3 protein-coding genes are annotated in these 22,325 nt (G+C 63.3%); all 3 read right to left on the bottom strand.

Annotated elements, in window-relative coordinates; translation table 11 throughout:
* Positions 1–28 precede the first annotated feature (28 nt).
* The 3 genes from AC4ANK_RS09770 to AC4ANK_RS09760 are packed head-to-tail and all read right to left on the bottom strand — an operon-like array spanning position 29 to position 22,325.
* Entirely contained in the window at positions 29–9,181 is a 9,153-nt protein-coding gene (locus AC4ANK_RS09770; protein WP_031594821.1) for a hybrid non-ribosomal peptide synthetase/type I polyketide synthase, read from the bottom strand.
* Positions 9,181–13,293 carry a non-ribosomal peptide synthetase gene (locus AC4ANK_RS09765; protein ID WP_002552783.1) on the bottom strand — a complete coding sequence of 1,371 codons (4,113 nt, stop codon included), beginning with the start codon at positions 13,291–13,293 and terminating at the stop codon, positions 9,181–9,183. Before AC4ANK_RS09765 ends, AC4ANK_RS09770 begins: the two co-directional genes overlap by 1 nt.
* The gene (locus AC4ANK_RS09760) at positions 13,290–22,325 is read right to left on the bottom strand and encodes a non-ribosomal peptide synthetase (protein WP_460383064.1); all 9,036 of its coding nucleotides are present in this window, start codon (positions 22,323–22,325) and stop codon (positions 13,290–13,292) included. Before AC4ANK_RS09760 ends, AC4ANK_RS09765 begins: the two co-directional genes overlap by 4 nt.

Raw genomic sequence — 22,325 nt, 5'->3', positions numbered from 1 at the left:
CCGTCTGAAAAGCGTGCCGGTAACGCGTTCAGCCCTCCCCCGCTGGCAGGTCTGCGTTGATCATCTCGGCAATCAATTGCGCCCACGGCGCTGCGACAATGCTGTAATGATCAGTATCCAGAGGCTGCCAGCTCAGCAGGTGCGGCAACAGGTCCTGCCAGGCACGCTGCAGGTCTGCCATTTGCCAGGCGCTGCCCATGCCATATGGATTGGGACGCGTAGCAATGAACAGTCGTGCCTTGGTATCAGGCAGTTGCGCGGGCCGATGATCAGCCATGCTCGCCATGTTGTTCTGGCAGCAGACAATCAGGCTTTGCAGGTAACGTGACGCGTCTTCGCTGGCCGTGCTGGCGGCAGTGTTGAGGGCCCGTCGTGCAGAAAACTCGCGCTGGAAGACCTGCTGAATATGTTCTTCGTCGATCCGCGCCAGCTCGGTGCCAGCGTCCGGCGCAGGCGGATCGATCAGGTACAGCAACGGCTGCTCGCAACCGTCCGCCAGCAGGTTGCACATCGCCTGCGCCACCCACGCGCCGAACGACCAGCCGGCCAGCCGCCATGCTGTGCCGTCGGGGTGATGGGCCTGCAACGCGTCGAGATATAGCTGCGCCCGTTCGGCCAGGCTGATATTCGGCAACTCGGCCAGGCGCAAGGCCGGGTCGGCAATTACCCACACACCCAGATCAGGGTGCAGCGCCGAGGCCAGCTCGCGATACGCCTGAACATCGCCGCCCACCGGATGGATCAGGTACAGGCGCTCGCGGTCAGCCCCCGCATGCCATTGGTCAATCCTCACCGCATCGGCCCATTGGTCTTCGACTGCAGCCGCACCGCCCTGCGCTGACTGCACCAGCGCCAGTACCTCGCGCAGGCTGACCTTGTGGCTGAACTGTGACAACTGGAATACCACACCCGTCGCGGCCTGCAATTCGTCGATCAGGTCCAGCAAGGTCAGGGAATCAGCGCCCAGCTCGTACAGCGAGTCATCCGGATCCAGAGCGCTTACGCCAAGCCATTTGCACAGGCAGCCATGCAGACGCTCTGGCAGACCGGTTTCTGCCGCAACGGCTGGCGCAATATCGACCAGCGTCGCCCCACCGCTATGACGAGCCGGGTAAAACTGGCGTGCGGTGTTCAGATCGGTCGTCGAAATCAACAATTGCGGTAGTTGTGCAGTCATGGCGGCGTCGAATACCCGGCAGCCCTCTTGCGCCGACATGCCGACCGCCAGGTGCCGCTGATGCGCTTCATCGCCGACGCCGCTGGCAGTGGCCATACCGGTTTCGCTCCAGATGTCCCAGTTGATACCCAGCCGCACGCAGGCATTTTCGGCATTCGGGCGGTAATGGGCGAAGCCGTCGAGCACCGCGCTGGCGGCGGCATAATCCAGATGTCCAGCGCCGCCAAACAGCGCCGACATCGATGAGCAGTACAGCACAAACCCAGGCGTCATCTGTTCGATCAACGCTTCGACCGCCAGCATGCCGCGGGTCTTGCTCGCCATCGCTTCAGACAACAGGTGAGCATCGCGCTGACGGATCAGGCTGCCCGCTCCGGTCCCGGCAGCATGGATTACCCCATCAAAGCGTCCATAACGCTCGCGCAGTTGCTCAAGCACCTTGGGCCAGCGTGCCAAATCGGCGATATCCGCCTGAACGCTATCGATACGCGCGGCATAATCGCGCAGCTCCTGCGGACACTCCCCACGGCGTGACAACAGCACCACCCGCCGCTGGCTTGATTGCAGAAAGTGTTCGCACAACGTACGGCCGATACCGCCTGCACCGCCGAGCACCAGAAACGTGCCATTTACCGGCAGCAGATTCGAAACGACCGTTGGCAGCGCGAGCGAGCTGGGCTGCAACTGTGGCTGCCACAGGTAACCGTCACGAATGGCCATGCGCCGTGGCAGCGACGTCGGCTCGGCGAGCAGCGTCGCCAGTTGCCGAGCCTGCGTGCCCCATTGCGCAGTGGGCAGATCCAGCCAGTGACAGCGTATCGGGTACTCCTGCGGGACCACTTCGGTAATACCTGCCAGCGCCGCCAGTTCCGGACGCATGACCTGACCATTTACCGGGCACGCCTGCCAGGACAGCAGCCAGAGTCGCAAAGCGGTCTTCTGTGCGCGTTGCCCCCAGGCCTGCAAAAACGCGCTGACCGTGTCCAGACACGCCCATTGCGCGGCGGCAAGGCTTTGCTCGTTGACCACCCCGGCAACCGAGAGTGGCAAGGCATGCAGCCAGTCGAGTTCGGTCGCCGCCTGCCCACTCTGATCAAGTTCGGCGATCAATCGGCTAAACGCCAGCGGGTCCAGTGGATCGAGCTCATAACGGTTCGGGCCAAGCTGCTGATAGCCATTACCGGCCTGCACCTCGATGACGTGCCGATAAACGCCCTGCAGGCTGCCAAGCAGTGCGGCATCAATGCGCTCGTGACTGCACACCACCAGCCTGTCGCGACGCTCGCCAATCGGTTGTGTGCCCAGACGACGCACCCGCTGCCACTGACGCTGATAAAACCAGTCCGCCATCGGCTGGCGCTCAGCGGTTTGCGGCGGCTGCGGCTCGACAGCGGCGGATGGCTTGAAGCGGAAGGTCTGCAAGTCGAACGCCGAGGGCGGCAAGTTCCACGGTGGCGGTGCCGAACGCGTCGCCACCTCGATACTGGCTCCCGCGTACCAGGCTTCCAGCAACGCCTGCGGCGAGTGTTCACTGGCCTTCAGACGCACGTCCGAGACCGTCACCCGTTTGATCGAAGAAGGTTGCAAGCGCAGCGTGTGACCCGGCTGGCAGATCACCGCAAAGCGCCAGGGCAACGCGCGCCGTCCGTTTTGCAGGTAACGCAGCAGTGCGGTCTGTTGTTCGGGAAAGGTATTGAGCCACGCATCGATTGCCGCGACGTCCCGCTCCAGCGCTGTACGGCTGTGCGCCGACAGCAGCAGGCACGGCGGGCATTCCTCGGCGCTGTCTGCCTGCGATGGCGGCGCGCCGACAATCACATGCGCGTTGGTGCCGCCGATACCGAAACTGCTCACCCCGGCCAGCCGCCGACGGCCTTCGGGCCATGGCCGTGAGGTGGTGGGTATGTAGATCGGTGAGTGCTGCAGGTCGATTTGCGGGTTGATCCGGGCAAAGCCCAGATTGGGCGGGATCACACCATGAAATACCGCAAGCGTCGCACGAATCAGCCCGACTACACCCGCCGCCGCGCCCAGATGGCCGACCTGGCTTTTCACTGAAGCCAGAGCGCAACTGGCAGCGGGCGTTGCACCGAACGCCTTGCTCAGTGCCGCCACTTCAATAGGGTCGCCCAGCAGCGTGCCTGTGCCGTGGGCCTCGATGTAGCCCATGTCAGCCCCTGTGACACCCGCCTTGCGCAGGGCCTCGCTGATCACCGCGCTCTGCCCCGCCACCGAAGGCGCGGTGTAGCTCATCTTGGCCCGGCCATCGTTGTTCAGCGCAGAGGCCTCGACCAGCGCATAGATTCGGTCGCCATCGGACTGGGCGCGGGCCATCGGTTTGAGCACCACCACCCCATAGCCGCTGGCCCCGATGGTCCCGCTGGCATCGTCACTGAAAGGACGGCACAGCCCGTCACGAGAGAAAATGTGTTGCGGGCGATAACGGTAGCCATTCGTCAGAGTCGGGTCGACGAGCACCCCGGCGGCCAGCATTACATCACTGTCGCCCTGGCGCAGCATCGCCGCCGCAAGGTGCACGGCAATCAGCGAACTGCCGCACGCTGCCTGAACACTCAGCGCCGGGCCGCCGAGGTCCAGGTGGTACGCCGCCTTGGTGGCCAGAAAGTCCTTGTCGTGGTGCAACGCCATCTGAAAGCCGTCCGGCAGATCACCCTCGGCGGTTTCACGCAGCATCTGCTGGAAATACGTGGTTTCGCCGCAACTGGCGATCAGGCCAATGCGTGGGCCGTCGGCTGTGGGCGTGATTGCAGCATGTTGCAGCGCCTGCACACAGCCCATCAACAGGTGCCGCTGTTGCGGGTCCATCAGCCGTGCTTCCTGAAGGCTGATGCCGAAGTATTCCGGGTCGAAATCCAGCATTCTCGCCAATTGACTACGCGCGCCGACCAATCCATCGGCGGCGTCGAACAGCTCGATGCCCAACTGGTTTCCCTGGACCATTGCCCAGAACTCGGCAAGGTTGCCCGCCCCCGCCACATTCACCGACATGCCGATGATTGCCATCGGCTGTTCGTCAGCTTCGGGCCCTTGCGTACGCGCCACCGAGACCGATGGGGAGGCCGAAAGGTGCTGCGCCAGACGGCGCACGGTGACATGTTCGAACAGCGCTGCCATCGCCACTGGTTGTGCCAGTTGTTCGTTGAAACGGGCATGCAGGCGCATCAGCCCGAGGCTGGTGGCACCGGCCTCGAAGAAGGTCTGATCAAGCTCGATATCACGGCCGATGACCGCCACGAACAACTCGCTCAGTTGCTGTTCAAGCGCGCTCAGCGGCACTTGCGCAAGTGCACTGCGACGCCGTGGCAGTGCCTCGCCCACTGAACCCAACGCCTTTCGGTCGATCTTGCCGCTGGGCGTACGCGGCCAGGCATCGACACAGCGGTATTCGTCGATACGCACATGCGCAGGCAAGTGCAGCGTGACCTGGCGATCCAACTGCTGCACGTCAGGCGGCGTGCCTTTGACCTGCAACCAGGCCACCAGACGCGGCGGCTCGCCGTGCATGGCCACCACCGCATTGCTTACCTGAGCGTCCTGCATCAGTGCGGCTTCGATCTGCCCAAGCTCAAGACGCTGGCCACTGACCTTGACCTGTTGGTCGTCACGGCCAAGGTAGTGCAGGCAGGCATCGGCATCAGCCCGGGCGAGGTCGCCGGTGCGATAGAACAGCATGTTGCCCTCGGGCTGCGGCAACTCGACAAACCGCGCGGCATTCAGCGCCGGGTCGGCCAGGTAGCAGCGCGAAATCATCGGCCCCGCGACCAGCAGATACCCCCGGCTGCCACCTGGCACTGGCTGGTCGTGTTCGTCCACCAGCAGCAGCCGCGCGTTGTTCACCGCCAGCCCGATAGGCGCTCGCAGTGGCCAGTCCTGAACCGCCGCTGGCAAACGCCAGGCGCTGACCACGTGGGTTTCGGTCGGCCCGTAATGATTGAACAGACGCGCCTGCGGCATGCCACCAAACCAGCTGCGCAGTGCATCGGTGCAGAGCAGTTGCTCGCCGGCCGTGATCACCTCACGCAACGCCTGCGGGTAAACGCCCTGGCTGACTGCCGTCTGCGCCAAGTGCTGCAAGGCCACGCACGGCAGGAACAACCGCTCGATGCGCGCTTGCTGCAGATAACTCAACAATGCCTGGGCATCCTGCCGCCAGCGTGGGTTGATCAGGTGGTAGCAGCCACCGCCGCAAAGCGTGCTGAAAATCTCCTGAAACGACACATCGAACGACAGCATGGAAAATTGCAGGGTCACCGACCTGGCTGGCAACTGACCTTGGTTACGCTGCCAGTGCAACAGGTTGCAGAGGGTTCGGTCCGGTACCTGAACGCCTTTCGGCGTACCCGTCGAGCCGGACGTGAACAGCGTGTACAACGGTCGCTCGCCCGCGTGACGGCGACGTTCGAATGACCGTGGCGCAGCGCTCAGGTCGACCCGATGACGGGCCACCCGACCAGCGCTCAGTTCATCCAGTGCCGCCTCGGTGGCTGTGCTGTACAGCAGGCAACACGGTTGTGCCTGCTGCATGACCTGACGCTGCACCGCCAGCGGATAGCCAGGGTCCAGCGGCACGGCCGTGAGGTTGAGTCTGGCCAGCGCCAGCAAGGCCACGATGTGCTCGACCGACGCTTCGAGGTACAGCACCACTTGCTGCGGTGCGTCATACCCTTCCGGTAATGGGCATTGCTCGACCAGGGTCGCCGCCAGCGTGTCGGCCAGCGCATCCAGTTCGGCATAGCTGATACGCTGCTGATCCGCGACCAGTGCCAGGGCATCCGGTGTGCAATTGACCTGATGTTCGAACCAGTCGGCCAGGGTGCCGAATGGCGCCGCATCGCTGCCACCCTGACTGGCGGGCGGCAGGCTGAAGCGGTAAGGCGTGAGCAGATCGTCAAGGATGGCCGCGGGTTTTTCCAGGAGCAGATCAAGGCCCTGTTGAAACACCTGGTTGACGGCGGTCATTTGCGCGGCGTCGAAATAGCTGCACTGGTATTCCCACCAGCATTCCAGCTGTGAACCGGCATCGACCACTGACAAAGTCAGCGGGCATTTGGCCTGCACGGTCTCGGTGAGTTCGAACGTCGCTCGCAAGCTGGTACGAGCGAGTCTGGCGTAGTCGGTGTTTTCCAGCACGAACATGAAATCGAACAACGCACTGCTCGACGACAGCCGCAGGTCTTCGACCAGATCAGCCAGGGCGACGTCCTGCAAGGCCAGCACCTCGCGCACTGTGCCAGTCTGGCGGTGCATCTGCTGGTCGAGCGTCATGCTGTTGTCGAACGCCGTCGGGATCAGCACGGTGTTGGCAAACATGCCGATTGCGTCTTCGAACTCGGTCAATGGACGGTTGGAGACCGGGCTGGCGATTCGCGGCCGTTCGCAGCCGGTCAGCGCGTACACGCTCCAAGCATAAACGCTGAACAACACTTCATAGCGGGTGACGCGTTGCTGGCTGCAAAACCGATCCAGTGCGGCGCTGCGCATGGCACCCAGCGGCTGGCGGTACAGCCGTGCCTGCGGGCCTGGTTCGCGAACCGCCACCAGCGGTGGAGAACATGCTGGCTGCTGGCGATGCAACCCGGCCAAGGCACGGCGCTGGTCGCGATAGCGCGGGTCGACACGCCATTGCCGCTGCCAGAGCGCAAATTCCAGCGTGCCCAGCCCAGGCAAAGGCTCGGCACTCGCCCGCCCGTGCAGCGCATCGTCGTACAGTTGCACCAGATCATCGAACAACAGGTTCATCGACCAGCCATCAATGACAATGTGGTGCAGGTTCATCAGCAAGCGACAGCTGCCATCGGCAAACGGCAATAGCCAGGCCTGGCACAGGGCTGATGTCGCCAGATCGAAGGGTGTATCGAATACCAACGTCGCGAAGCTGCGCCAGGTCTGTTCGCTGAACGCCCCCACAGCAAAGGTGCGGCACAGCACGTCACGCTCGCAAACCTCCTGATACAGCCCGTCGGCCGCGGACACGAAGGCCGTACGTAACCCGCTGTGTCGGGCCAGCAGGCGTTGCACGGCTTCGGCCAACGCAGGCAACTGAATGCCTGCCGCAAGGTGCAGAATGAGCGGCACGTTATAGGCCGTGGCTTGCGGCGTGCGTTGCTGCATCAGCCACAGGCGGCTTTGCTCGGCAGTGGCTGGCGCACGCCCGACCCTGTTGACGGGTGGCGCGGGTGGATAGGCAGACGCAGCGCCCTGTTCATCGCTCAGGCGTTCGGCCAGTGCTGCGAACGATTCGCCCAGCACCGCGCCCAGCATAATTTCGCGTCGCCAGTGCGTGCGGATTGCAGAGCGCAGGCGCATGGCCTTGAGAGAGTCGCCACCACTGCCCAGCCAGTCATCCTGGCTGTTGAGGTCGGGCTGTGCCAACAGCCTGCGGGCCTGGGTCAACAGCCAGTCCAGTGCGGGCGAGTGCTGATCGTCAGGCAGTGAGCAGGCTTGCGGTCGCCAGGGTTTCAAGGGCTGCTCCAGCAGCGCACGCTGATCGACCTTGCCATTGGCAGTCAGCGGCAGACGCTCAAGCAGAAACAGCTGATGCGGGCGCATCCATACCGCCAGGTGTTCACGCAGGTGCTGGTCCAACTCGCGATAGTCCAGGCCTTCGCGTGGCACGATGAACGCCAGCAACTGATGGTCTTCGGCCGTTTGCCTGCGGGTACAGACATGCGCCTGCGCTACCCGCGGATGGTCCAGAATGCGTTGTTCGACCTCGCCCGGCTCGATACGAAAACCGCGCACCTTCACCTGTCGGTCGATGCGGCCCAGGTACTCGATCAGCCCCTCGGCATTGACCCGTACCTGATCGCCGGTGCGGTAATAAAGAGTGTCTGCAGCGTCGAGCGCGGGCAGGCGCACGAAACTGTGTTCGGTCTCTGCCGGACGGTGGCGGTAACCCCGTGCCACCCCGCTGCCACTCAGGTAAAGCTCGCCCGCCTCGCCGACAGCAACCGGTCGCTGTTCCGGGCTCAGCACACGCACGCCTGTGTCAGGCAATGGCCGGCCAATTGGTACCGTATCACCGGTAAAGTCTCGGGCAATGGGATGGCACAGCGCAAAGGTGGTGCATTCAGTGGGACCGTAGGCGTTGAAAATCCGGCAACGGCTGTCGGGATTGGCCTGATACCAGGCACGCACCGCAGCGGCGCTGACTTGCTCGCCGCCGATCAGTACCTGGCGCAGGCTGGCAAAACAGCCAGGGTCATCCGCACTCAGCGTGTTGAACAGCGAAACGGTCATGAACAGGTTATCGACCTGTTGTGTTTCCAGCACTGTGGCCAGCAGCCGTGCGTCCTGCAGGTCTGCGTCGGCAATGATGACGCAGCAACCGCCATTGAGCAGCGGTGCCCACAGTTCGAAGTTACAGGCGTCAAACGCCGGATTGGACAGGCAGCCAAAACGGTCGCCTGCACGAATCTCGATGTAACTGTCGGCCCGGGCCAGACGCAACAGGCCGCGCTCGCCCACTTCCACTGCCTTGGGTGTGCCGGTAGTGCCCGAGGTGTAGAACAGAAAACTCAGCTCGGCGAAGTCATCCGGCACAGGTTGTGGCGGCTGATCAGGGTAATCCAGCAGCGCCTCGACGCTGATGTGCCAGCCACGCAGCGTCGAAACGGCATCAGAATCTTCGCTCAGGGTGACCAGCCCGACACACCCCCCATCGTCCAGCATCAGTTCCCGACGCCGTAGCGGGCTGGCCCGATCCAGCGGCACCACGACGCCCCCCACTTTCAAGGCGGCCATGATCGTCGCCACCCACTGCCAGCCACGCGGCATGCACAGGGCAAGCGGATCACCGCGGCCTGTGCCTTGTGCCAGCAACCCCTTGGCGATGCGCTCACTGGCGCTGGCCAGTTGCGCGTAGGTCAGCCGTACGTGCTGATCGATCACCGCCAGTGCCTCGGGATCGCGTCGCACCTGCTCGGCAAAGCGCGACAGCAGAGTTGCGGGTTGCCGGGCCATACCCTCCTTGTGGCTGCTCATCATTGCGCCTCCTGCGTGTCGAAACGTTGCAATTCCTGCCTGAGCGTCTGCGAGACCCGATGCACCTCGGCACTTTCCAGCATGTCCCAGTGCCCGCCGTGCACCAGCCTGGCTCGATAACCGTTGCCCGCGCGGCGACGCCAGAAGCTGCGCAACTCGTGCAACTGCGCGCGGCTGAAACCTTCACGGGCCTGAATCAGCACGACGCGCCCGGCGTGCGGCTCGCATTCGTAAGCGGCCATGGCCAGGCGGTTGTGGTTGTAGAGGTGGAAATAACGCTCGACCTGCGCGTCTTCGATACCGGGGTACATGCCGTTGAAGCGCACCAGCTTGTCGCGAAATTCAGCCATGTCGACGGTGCCGATCTGTTGCCGAAAGCCTGGGTCATCCGAGCCCTGGGTATCGAGCAGCACCACCGTGACCTGACGATTGCCAGCAGCCGTCAGGCGCCGGGCCATTTCGTAGGCCACCAGACCGCCGAACGACAGCCCGGTGAGTATCAGCGGTTGTGACGTCAATGGCGCGATGCGCCGCAGATAGGCGTCGGCCATCGCTTCGACGCTCGGCTCGGTGCTCTCTCCAGGGTTCAGCCCCGGCGATTGCACGCCGTACACACCGATAGCGTCCGGCAGTTCCTTGGCCAGCGACAGGTAGCAAAACGCCGTGCCGCCCGCCGGGTGAATGCACACCACGTTACGTTGCCCGGCACCACGGCGGAATTCGATCAGGTTGCCCTGTGCCGAAGTCAGGCTGGCCCCGGTACGCAGCCAGCCGCCCAGCGCCTCGATGGTCGGATGGCCGATGATCACACGCACCAGCACTTCGACTGCGAAGGCCCGGCCGATCTCGTAGGCCATCTTGATCGCCGCAATCGATGTCCCGCCAACGTTGAAGAAGTTGTCGCGAATGCCAATCTGCGGCACCAGCAGCAGATCTTTCCAGATCTGATACAGCGTCAGCTCGATATGGTCTCTGGGGCTGCCGAGGTTGACCTGCCGTTCGGCCAGGTCCTGATCGGCCAGTGTCGCGAGAGCCACACGGTCGACCTTGCCATTGACCGTCAACGGCAAGGCGTCCAGCCACAGATAAGCGCTGGGCATGACGGCGCTGGACAGGGTCGTCGCCAAGTGAGCCCGCAGCGCGGACTCGTTCACTGCGCCGTCGGCGACACAGCACGCCACCAGACGCTGGTTCTGCGCGGTATCGCCAACGATCAGTGCCACACTGCTACGGATGCCGGGAAACAAGTCGAGCCGCGCTTCGATTTCACTCAACTCCAGGCGGATGCCGCGCAGCTTGACCTGAAAGTCGTTGCGGCCGAGAAACTCCAGCTGACCGTCCGGACGATAACGCGCCAGATCGCCGCTGCGGTACAACCGGTCACCGGCAACGAACGGGTTATCGATAAACCGTTCGGCAGTGAGCTCGTCCAGCCCCAGATAACCCCGTGCAACGCCGACCCCACCAATGTGCAACTGACCGGTGACCCCGACCGGCACCGGCGCATCACGCTCGTCGAGCACGTAAAAACGGGTGTTGGCGATAGGTCGGCCGATGGGCAGTTGGCGCGGCGGAACCTCTGCGCCAGGCTGCAGCGTCCAGACACTGCTGATCACTGTGGTTTCGGTCGGGCCATAGACATTGTGCAAGCGGGCATGCGGCAGACGCTTCTGAAACAGTCTGGCCACTGCGGGCGACAGCTCCCCGCCGCCACTGAACACATCCTTCAGGGTGTGACAGGCGCTGACCTCTTCGACCTCCAGAAACAGTTGCAGCATGGCCGGGACAAATACCATCGCGGTGACGCTTTGTTCACGCACCACCTGAGCCAGATAACCGGGTTCGAAATGCCCGCCGGGACGGGCGATGACCAGTCGGCCGCCCGTCAGCAGCGGCCAGAAGAGCTCCCAGGCGGAAGCGTCGAAACCGAATGGAATCTTGTGCAGCATGCTTCCGGATTCGCCACAGAACTGCTGACACCAGAGCAGCAGGTTGCTCAGCCCCTGGTGCGTGACCATCGCCCCTTTGGGCAGGCCGGTAGTGCCCGAGGTGTAAAGCACGTACGCCAGATGGTCGGCGTTGACCCTGACACGCTGCGGGTCTGGATTGTCTGGCGAGCATTGAGCCCAGAGCACGGCATCAGCCTGCACATCGAGGATCGGCACCTCGCAGTCTGCACCTTGCAGGGCCTCGCGGAGAATCTTGCGCGTCGGCCCGAGAGCAAGCAACACCACCGGGCAAGTGTCGTCGAGAATATGACGCAAGCGTCCTGATGGATAGTCCGGGTCCAGCGGCACATAGGCGCCACCGGCCTTGAGCACAGCCAATAAAGCCACCGGCAGTTCCAGCGAGCGCTCGATACAGACGGCTACACGCACATCCGGGCCGACGCCAAGGGTGAGCAAGTGCTGCGCCAGTCGGTTGGCCTGGCTGTTGAGCTGGCTGTAACTCAGTGACCGACCTTCGAAAATGACAGCGCACTCATCATCGCGACGCGCTACCTGAGCTTCGATCAGGCGATGCACGCAATCGACAGGCTGCGTCAGCGCTGCCGGGCTGTTCCAGTCGTGCAGAATCTGTTCACGTTCGGCGTCAGTGATCAGCGTCAGTGCGCCAACCGGCTGTTTCGGGTCCAGCGCAACCTGCTCCAGCAGGTGTCGATAATGTCCACTCAGGCGCTCGATGCTGGCCTGATCAAACAGATCAGTGTTGTATTCCACCAACAGGTTCAGCGCACCGTCGCGCTCGACCCATTCGAAGGCCAGGTCGAACTTGGCCGTGGCACTGCCGGTGCCATATGGCGTCATGCTCAGCCCCGGCATCTGCACAGCGGTACCCGGGGTGTTCTGTAGCACCATCATCACCTGAAACAACGGCGAATAACCGGTATCACGCTGTGGGTTGACGGCCTCGACCACCCTGTCGAAAGGCACATCCTGATGGGCGTGGACATCCAGCAGCGTGGCACGTACCTCGCGCAACAGTTCAGCAAAGGTCTGCTGCGCATCGAGACGCTGGCGAATCACCTGGGTGTTGACGAAATGGCCGATCAGAGACTCGATTTCAGGACGGCTGCGGTTGGCAAACGGCGTACCGATGCACAGGTCCCGCTGACCGCTGTGGCGCCACAGCAGCACGGAAAGCGCGCCGATCAACACGTTGAACAGCGTGCCCTGGGTTTGTCTGGCCAGTGCATTAAGACCGCGCAAGGTGCTGCCATCGACTGTCGAGCTGAAGGTCGCCCCAGCGTAACGCTGCACGGTCGGGCGTGGTCGGTCGGCAGGCATGTCGAGCAGCGGCGGCGCGTCGGCCAGCGTGCGCTGCCAGAAAGCCAGTTGCCCCGCCAGCGCCTCGCCGCTCAGACGCTGTTGCTGCCAGCAGGCGTAGTCGGCGTACTGCACCGCCAGCGGTGCCAGACTGGACGCCTGACCGCGCAGAAAATCGCCATACAAGGTGCTCACTTCGTGAAGGATCACCCCCATCGACCAGCCATCGGCGATGATGTGGTGCACGCTGTACAGCCACAGATACTCGTCATCGGCCAGACGCCGCAGCGAAGCCCGCAACAGCGGGCCGCTGGCCAGGTCGAATGGCGCTTTGGCCTCCCGATCGACAGCCATTCCGACCTGCACTTCACGCGCCTCTGGCGACAGGTCACGCAGGTCGACCTTCGGCATCGCCAGCGCCATCACCGGGTGCACGATCTGCCGTGGCTCGCCGTCCACACTGGCAAACGTGGTGCGCAGCATTTCGTGGCGCATGATCAATTCGTTCAGCGCCTTTTCCAGCACCGGCACATCCAGCGTGCCCTTCAGCAAGATCGCAGTGGGAACGTTATAGAACGCATTGCCCGGTTCCATCTGGTCGAGAAACCACAGCTGGCGTTGCGAAAAGGACAGCGGCAGCGCCGTTAGCCCGACAGCACGACGGGGGATCGCCGCCGGGTCGGTGCCGCTCAGCAAAGCGATCAGCTCTGCCTTGTGTTGCTTGAGTGCCTGCAACATCTCGTCATTGAGAAACCCGCGCGGAGCCTTGCAACGCAGTTTTTCGCCGTCCACTTCAAGCACCACGGCATGACGACCGAACAACTCCAGCAATTGATAGGCATTCATATCTCGATCTCCTCCATGTCGCTGGCGTCGTCCGTTTGATCCGCAGCAGAAGCGAACGCCTCGATCTGCGTGCGGCGATGTTCATCAGCAGTGCGCAGGCCGCCCACCATCGAGTAGATCAACTGATGATTCGGTCCCAGTTCGAACAACGCCGACAATTGCTGCTCTTCGAACGAGCCCATGCCGCACAGGCCAAGGCCCTGCTCGACCGCAGTCATGGTCAGCAATTGCGCCATGCCTCCGGCTTCGATATGACAGAAGTCGCGACTGCGCTCGCCATACAGCGGCCGGATTGCGGCCATGTCGGCGATGAAGAACAGCGAGAACGCAGCGTTTTCGAACACCGGACGATTGACGAAGTAGTCGTAGGTGTCCGGGTCCAGCACATCACTGTCGAGCCTCAGCAGGCGGTGCTGAACCGGGTCGTAGTAATAGGCACCCGCTGCGACACCGGTTACCCGCTGCGGCTTGACGTACAGGTAGCTCTGGATCGGGTACAGACCGCCTGCGGACGGAAACTGGTATTTGACCTCTCCATCCAGTTGCCCCTGCGCCAGGCTGGCCAGCAACCCTGCAAAGGCTGCGGTCGGGATCGGCTGGGTAGCGAACTGGCGTACCGAGCGGTAATCGCTGAAGCGCCGCGCCAACGCCGGGTCATCCGGGCGCGCAAGGTCCAGCGCCGGAACCTGCGCGTTGAAGGATCGACGCCCGCGCTGGTCGGCCTTGAAGCGCGCCCGCTGCTGCGGATCTTCAATCACCTGCTCGGGCGCAGCTGCCCGTTGCCGGACGCTGTCGACCACGCTGCCATCGGCCAGAGTCTGGCGGTACATGCCGAGCAGATTGAGCAGGGTCGGCTGCGCCAGCAATTGCGCAACGTTGGGGCGGAACTGCAGCTCGCCAGACAGCGCATTGCTGATCCTGACAATGTCGATCGACGTTGCGCCCAGGTTCAGCAGATTGGCGTCGGCAGCAATCGAAGGACGCTTGAGCACGCCCTGCACAATCGTCACCAGTTGTTGCTCCTGTGGCCCTTCGACTTCAAGCGCGGGACCTGACGCCTGAGCCTGCGTTGGTTCCGGCAGGCGTTTCTTGTCGACCTTGCCGTTGGCCGACAGCGGCCATTCCTGCACGAAGGTAAACGAGCTCGGCACCATGTAGGCGGGCAACTTGTCTGCCAGGTACTGGGCAAAATCACTGGCCTGCAACGAGGGATCGGCCTTGAGTACGTAGCCCGCAAGACGCTTCTCGCCCAGCGCTTCGCCCAGCACCCGCACCACAGCGCTTTGCACGCCGGGATGGCGATTGAGCGCAGCTTCGATCTCGCCCAGCTCGATACGATGCCCCTGAACCTTGACCTGAGTGTCTTCCCGACCGAGAAACTCGATATTGCCATCGGGCAACCAACGGCCCAGATCGCCAGTGCGATACAGACGCTCGCCGGTCAGCGGGTGAGCGAAGAAGCTCCCGGCACTCAGGGTTTCATCGCGCCAATAGCCCTTGGCCAGACCGATACCGCCGATATACAACTGACCGGCCACCCACGTCGGGCGAACCTGCAACGCATCATCCAGCACATAGAAGCGCTGGTGATCCATTGCCTTGCCGTAGGGAATGCTGCGCCAGTTGGGATCGACCTGTTGCAACGGATACAGGATCGACCAGATGGACGCCTCGGTCGCCCCGCCCAGGCTGATCAGCTGCAAGGTCGGCTGCAACGCCCAGGCGCGTTCGGGCAGCGTCAGGGGAATCCAGTCGCCCGACAGCATCGCCACCCGCAGGCTCGACGGCAATGCACTGCGCTCGCCTTCGGCATACTCCAGCAACATGCCGAACAAGGCTGGCACCGAGTTCCACAGGCTGACCTGATGCCGCTCGATGAGCCCCAGCCAGTGCGCCGGGTCGAGGGCCTGCTGCGGTTCGAGCAGCACCACCGCCGCGCCAGCGGCCAGCGTGCCGAAGAAGTCATAGACCGACAGGTCGAAACTCAGCGACGAAACCGCCAGCACCCGGTCCGCAGCGCCGACGGCAAAGCGCCGGTTGATGTCGAGCAACGTGTTGACCGCGCCGCGATGATCGATGACCACGCCCTTGGGCATGCCGGTCGAGCCCGAGGTGTAGATCACATAGGCGAGGTCGTCTGGCGTGAGGTCTACAGCGTGCAATTCAGGCTGATCGGAAATGGCATCGCCGGAAATGACCGGGTCGGTCACGCTGATGACCTTGACCTGCTCGGGCCATTCGATGCGTTGCAACAGTGCAGGCTGAGTCAGGGCCAGACTCGCTTCGGCACGCTGCAAAATGTGCTCCAGACGCTCTGTCGGCAACGCCGGGTCGAGCGGCAGGTAGGCACCGCCTGCGTACTGGATCGCCAGGGTTGCGACGACCTGTTCCCAGCCACGTTCCATGACCACAGCGACCAGCCTGTTGGGCACCACGCCCATACGCTGAAGCCGCGCCGCCAGATGCCGCGCTTTGGCTCGCAGCTGTCGATAACTCAACTGGCGCTGCGTGCCGATCACCGCCAGCGCGTCCGGGGCAGCAAGCGCCTGACGGTCGAACAATTCGTGCATCAGCGCCGAGTCGACAGGACTGGCATCGGGCACAGGCAAGCGTGCCAGCGATATCAGCTGCGCGGTGTTGGCGCTCCAGGCATCCGGCGCCAGCAGACGGTCCAGCAGCGCGTTGTAGGCGACGAACATCTGCTCGATCATGCCCACCGGAAACAATTCGTCGATGCTGTCCCAGTTGAACAGCAGGCGCCCTTCCAGCTCCAGCAACGTGTGGTCCAGCCACACCTGCGGGGTCTGGGTGATGCTGTGCATGTGCTCGGCGTTCAGGGCGTCGGCCAGATTGAATTCGGCCAGTTCCGGTGCGGCCTCCGACAGGGTGCTGTTGAAGACAACCGGCATGGCGGTCTGCTGCACACCACGGGCCTGGGACAGCTCGCGCAGTACCCGGACCCCGCTGACCACTGAATGGTCGATGTCTTGCCACAACCTGGCCTGCACGGCACGCGCCTTGTCAGTGAAGCTGGCTGCCGCTTCAAGGCTGACTTCGAGCAAGATCAGCGAGGTGAAGTCGCCGATGATGTCATCGACATCCGCGTGCAAGGGCATGCGATTGAACAGCGGCAGACTCAAAGTGAAGCGCGGCTGTCGACTCCACAGCGCCAGCACTTCACTGAACGCGGTCAGCAGCATCACCGACGGCGTCACGGCAAATTGTCGGGCCAGCTCCTTGAGTCGCGACCACTGCTGCACCGACAGTTCGCGATCGCGGCGGGTAAAGTGCGGCTGGCTGATGCTTTCCGGCTGACACACCAGCGGCAGGTCCGGTGCGGGCGCCAGCGTAGCGACCTTCTCGCGCCAGTAGCCCAGCGCCTGTTCGTAGCGGCGGTCACTGCGCAAGCGCTGTTCGGCCAGCACGTAGTCGCGAAAGGTCAAGCCCGGCTCAGGCAGTTGCAACTGCGGGTCGGCATAAAATGCCATCAGTTCGCGCGCCAGAATCTGCGTACTCGCCGCGTCGACGATCAGGGCATCAAGGCTGATGTGCAGATGGCTGATGCCGTCATCGAGCAACGACAGACTGAACTCGAACAATGGCCAGCGACTGGCGTCCAGCACCTGATGGGACTGACGTTCGCGGGTCTCTTGCAGGGCCTGCTGCGCAGCGGCGACGGGCAAGCCGCGCAGATCACTGCGTGGCATCCGATACGTCGGTACGCTCTCCAGAACCTGCTGCGTGCCGTCGCTGCGAAACACCACGCGCAGCATGTCATGCCGCTGGATCATGCGGTTCAGCGCCTGCTCGAAACGTGGCACGTCGAGGCCGGGAATGCGCAGCTCTTCGTAGCCGTGGGCACTGACACCGCCGAGGCTGACCGAAGACTCGCGGCCAAACCAGTACGCTTGCTGGATATCGGTCAATGGAAAGGGTGCGTAACGTGCGCCGCGGTCAGCTTCAATCGGGGTAAACGGCGTTTCAACCGAATGACCTTCGCCACGCCCGAGCCGTACCTGCTCTGCCAGATCCACCAGCACCGGCGTCTTGAACAGACTGCTCAGGGACAACTGCGCGGCCATGCGCTGGTTGATCATGTAGACCATCCGCGTGGCCAGCAGCGAATGCCCGCCCAAGTCGAAAAAGTTATCGTGGAGGCCGACCTGCTCGCATTTGAGCACCTCGGCCCAGATCTGCGCCATCTGCCGCTCGGTCTCATCACGCGGGGCCACGTAAGTGCTTGCGTTCTGGCGCTCTGGCGCAGGCAGGGCTGGACGGTCAAGCTTGCCGTTGCGGGTCAGTGGCAGTTGCGCCAGAGAAACCCAGGCGGTCGGGACCATGTGTTCCGGCAGGTGGCGCTGCAGCCCGGCGCGCAGGGTTTCAGTACTTGCCAGGCCCACCACGTAAGCCACCAGACGCTGGTCGCCCGGCACGTCTTCGCGCAGCAGCACGACCGCTTCCTGCACGCCCGGCTGCTGTTGCAAAAGGCTGTCGATCTCGCCAAGTTCAACGCGAAAGCCGCGCAGCTTGACCTGCTGGTCGATCCGCCCCAGATACTGCACGTTGCCGTCGGCGTGAAACCGCGCCAGGTCACCGCTGCGGTACATGCGCGCGCCAGGCTGCGGATCGAACGGGTCCGGCAGGAAGCGTTCGGCGCTCAACGCCGAACGATTCAGGTAGCCACGGGCCAGACAGGTACCCGCGATGTACAACTCCCCGGCCACGCCGACCGGCACCGGGTTCAAGTCGCCGTCCAGCACGTACAGACGCGCATTGGCGATGGGCCGGCCAATCGGTGGCGCGTCCGGCCACTGTCCGGCTTCGTCACAGTTCAGGCTGAACTGGCTGACCACATGGGTTTCGGTCGGGCCGTACTGATTATGCAACTGCGCGCCGCCAAGGCCGCAAACAAAGGCACGCAGTTCGTCATTGATCAGCAACGCCTCGCCGGCCGTGACGATTTCACAGCCATACGCCGGACGCGCGGCATCGGCCTCGCTGAGACCGGCCAGTTGCTGGAGCACGGCAAAGGGCAGAAACGCCCGTTGTACGCCTTCGGCCACCAGCGTCGGGCGCAGTGAAGCGAGGTCCTTGCGAGCAGTTTCGCTCATCAGCACCAGGCTGCCGCCCTGACACAAGGTGCTGCAGATTTTCTGAAAGGACACGTCGAAGTTCAACGAGGCGAATTGCAACACCCGTTGCGAAACAGGTGCCTGTTCCAGTTGCCAGGCGATCAGATTGTCCAGCGCGGCACGGCTGTGCGCTACGCCCTTGGGCCGCCCGGTCGAGCCGGAGGTGTAGAGCACATAAGCCAGATTGCCGGGGCTGACGGGCACGTGTGGATTGCAATCCGAACACTGCGCCCACTGCTGCGCATCCACGTCCAGGCAGCAGATCGACAGCGTGTCGCGCAGCTGCGGCAGGTCTGCGCGCAGGGAGGCCTGAGTCAGCAGCAGGGTCGGTGCGGCGTCACCGAACATGAACGCCAGCCGCTCGGCCGGGTACGCGGGATCGAACGGCACGTAAGCGGCACCGGCCTTGAGAATGGCCAGCAAACCGATAACCATCTGCGGCGAGCGCTCCAGACACAAACCCACACGTTGCTCGGGCTTTACACCCTGCTGGATCAGGTAATGTGCCAGCCGGTTGGCAGACTGATTCAGCTCGGCATAGGTCAACGCTTGCTCATCGGCAAGCAACGCCACGGCATTGGGCACGCGCTGCACGATAGCCTCGAAGCGCGTTACACAATCGGGCTGCCGCGAGGTGTCGCGTTCAGTGCGGTTCCAGTCATGCACAATCTGGCGATGTTGCTCGGTGTTCAGCAAGGCGACCGTCGCAAGGGGCTGTTCGCTGTCCTCGACCATCTGCGTCAGGATGCGGCGCAAGTACTCGCCCATCTGCACCACGGTCTCGGGCTCATAAAGGCCCGAAGCATATTCCAGACCGCCGACTATTTGCCCGTCACGCTCGCTGAGCGCCAGTTGCAGGTCGAATTTGGCCACTGGCTGACTGCTTTGCAGCACGCTGACGTCAAGTCCGGACAACGTCAGGTCCGAATCCTGATGCTGTTCCCAGGCGAACAGCGCCTGAAAGACCGGGCTGTAAGCCAGACTGCGCGGCGGGTTGAGCACTTCCACCACCTGATCGAACGGCAGGTCCTGATGTTCCTGGGCCGCAAGCGCGACGTGAAGCGCCTGTTGCAGCCAGCTCGCCACTGTCGGGTTGGCGGAGCGGGTCATGCGCAAGGCCAGGGTGTTGACGAAGAAACCGATCAAGCCCTCCAGCTCTTGCTGGCTGCGGTTCGCCGAAGGCACACCGATAACCACATCGTCCTGCCCCGACAGGCGCATCAACAACAGCGACCAGGCGGCCAGCAGGTTCATGAACAGCGTGGTGCCTTGTTGCGTTGCCAATGCGCGCAGGCGTGCGCTCAGCGCACGGTCAAACACCAGCGGCACGAAGCCGCCACGGTAATTCTGGACCGCTGGACGTTTGTGATCGGTAGGCAACTCCAACAGTATCGGCGCACCGCTCAACGTTTCACGCCAGTAACGTCGCTGCGCTTCCAGCACTTCGCCAGACAACCACTGGCGTTGCCAGACTGCGTAATCCACGTACTGGATCGACAGGGGCGGCAATGGGTCGGCGTGTTTGTGGAGGGCTGCTTCGTACAACACCCCCAGCTCACGCGTCAGCACGCCCATCGACCAGCCATCCGAAATGATGTGGTGCTGGGTCAGCAGGAGCACGTGATCGTCTTCGGCCAGCTTCACCAGGCTGACGCGCATCAGCGGCCCGACCGCCAGGTCGAACGGCCTGCTGCCCTCCTCGCCCATCAGCTCAGGCAGACGCGCCTGGGCATCAGGCTCGCCATGCAGGTCGATGATCGGCAATGCAGCAATCGTCCCCGTCGCAGCAACCCGCTGCCGCCCCTCACCCTCGACGGCGATGAACGTGGTACGCAACGCCTCATGGCGGGCCACCAGCCGGTTGAAACTGCTTTGCAGTGCAGCCACCTGCAACGGTCCGCGCAGGCGCAGATTCAACGGCATGTGATAGGCCGCGTTGCCACCCTCCATCTGCGCCAGAAACCACAGCCGCTGTTGAGCAGACGACAACGCGTGTGCGCCGCAACGCTCTATGACTGTGATGGGCGGACGAGCGCTGCCTGAAGCGCTGCTCAGTTGCTCAGCAAACTGCCGCAGCACGGGGGCGGCAAACAGCGCAGCCGGCGACACGTCCAGACGCAATGTCTGCCGAACCTTGGCCAGCACGCGCATCACCAGCAGCGAGTGGCCGCCAAGCGCAAAAAAGTGATCCTGACGACCGACCCGCTCCACGCCCAGCACCTCGGCCCAGATAGTCGCGAGTGTCGTTTCCAGCGGGCCCTGAGCCGCCTCGAACGCGTGTTGATCGAACGCATCGGCACCCGGTTCCGGCAATGCACTACGGTCCAGCTTGCCGTTGGCGGTCAGCGGCAGCGCGTCCATGCGCACGAACGCTGCGGGGATCATGTAGTCCGGCAGGCTGAGTTGCAGGTGCTGGCGAAGGCTTTTCGGCGTCAGCCCTGCATCAGCCTGTTCGCGAAAGTAGGCGACCAGCCTGGGCACACCGACGCTGTCCTCACGCAGCACCACCAGGTTGTCACGCACGCCGGTAACTTCGGCCAGACGCGCCTCGATTTCACCCAGCTCCAGACGCAGACCACGCAGCTTGGCCTGCGAGTCATTACGCCCGAGAAATTCCAGGTTGCCGTCTGCGCGATAACGCGCCAGGTCGCCGGTGCGGTACAAGCGCTCACCGGCCACGAACGGGCTGTCGACAAAGCGTTCAAGGGTCAATTGCGGCAAGTTCAGATAACCGCGTGCGACACCTGCGCCGCCGATATACAGCTCCCCCGTAACACCTGGAGCAACCTGTTCGCCAAACGCATCGAGCAGGTAAATCCGCGTATTGGCCAACGCCCGCCCGATGGGCAGCACCGCATCAACGTGGCTGTTGCTATCGAACTCAAAACAGGTGCTGTCGATGCTTGCTTCAGTGACCCCGTAGGCCTGAACAATCTGCACGCGCTCGCCACACAGCCTGCGCAGTTGCCGCGCGCTATGGGCAGTCCAGATGTCCGATCCGCAGACCACCGTGCTCATGAACGACAGATTGCGCCCCGTCTCCTGCGCCCAGACCAGCAACGGGTTGAGCACCGCAGGCACGAAGTCCGCAAAATCGATGCGCGCCTCGCTCAACAAGCGATACAGCGCGGGCGGGTCCATCAGCGTGTCGCGCGGGCACAGAACAAGCGTGCCGCCAAAGCCCAGTGCGCGAATCAGATCGGCGCTGAACACATCGAAGGAAAACCCGGCCATTTGCAGGTGATTGAGGGGGTTGTGCAGTGCGTATAGCCGCTCCCATGCAGCGCTTACCGCCATCAGCCCGCGATGCTCGACCATGACGCCCTTGGGTGTGCCGGTCGAGCCCGAGGTGTAGATCACATAAGCCAGATGACGCGACGTGAGCCCGACCGCATGCGGGTCCGGATTGTCTACCGGCTGCGCTGCCCACAGCCGGGTATCGGCCAGATCAAGCAGCGGCGCTAATGCCGCACCACCCTCAAGCGCTGCCAACAACGCCGGACGCGCAGCTGCATGGCTCAGTAGCACGCGCGGTGCACTGTCCGCCAGCATGTGTGCCAGACGCGCTTTTGGGTAAGCGGGGTCGAGCGGTACATAAGCGCCGCCCGCCTTGAGTATCGCAAGCACGCCGACCAGCATGTCCAGCGAGCGCTCCAGGCACACACCGACGCGCACATCCGGTCCGACGCCGAGGCTGCGCAGGTAATGGGCCAGACGGTTGGCCTGGGTATTGAGCGTCGCGTAGTCAAGCGCGCCCTGTTCGAAGCGCGCGGCTATGGCGTCGGGATTGCGCCGCACCTGAGCCTCGAACAGGCCGTGTACACACCGGTTTTCGGCAAAGGGTTGCTCTGTATCGGGATGAGCGAAGCCCGTCCCGCGCGAGGAAGATTTGTCGACCAT

This window comes from Pseudomonas sp. Pmew2 (assembly GCF_058129885.1).
This window is presented reverse-complemented; position numbering and strand designations above follow the sequence as displayed.

Excerpts from the sequence above, each read along its gene's own strand:
- AC4ANK_RS09770 (WP_031594821.1), bottom strand. The coding sequence starts at position 9,181 with ATGAGCAGCCACAAGGAGGGTATGGCCCGGCAACCCGCAACTCTGCTG.
- AC4ANK_RS09765 (WP_002552783.1), bottom strand. The coding sequence starts at position 13,293 with ATGAATGCCTATCAATTGCTGGAGTTGTTCGGTCGTCATGCCGTGGTG.
- AC4ANK_RS09760 (WP_460383064.1), bottom strand. The coding sequence starts at position 22,325 with ATGGTCGACAAATCTTCCTCGCGCGGGACGGGCTTCGCTCATCCCGAT.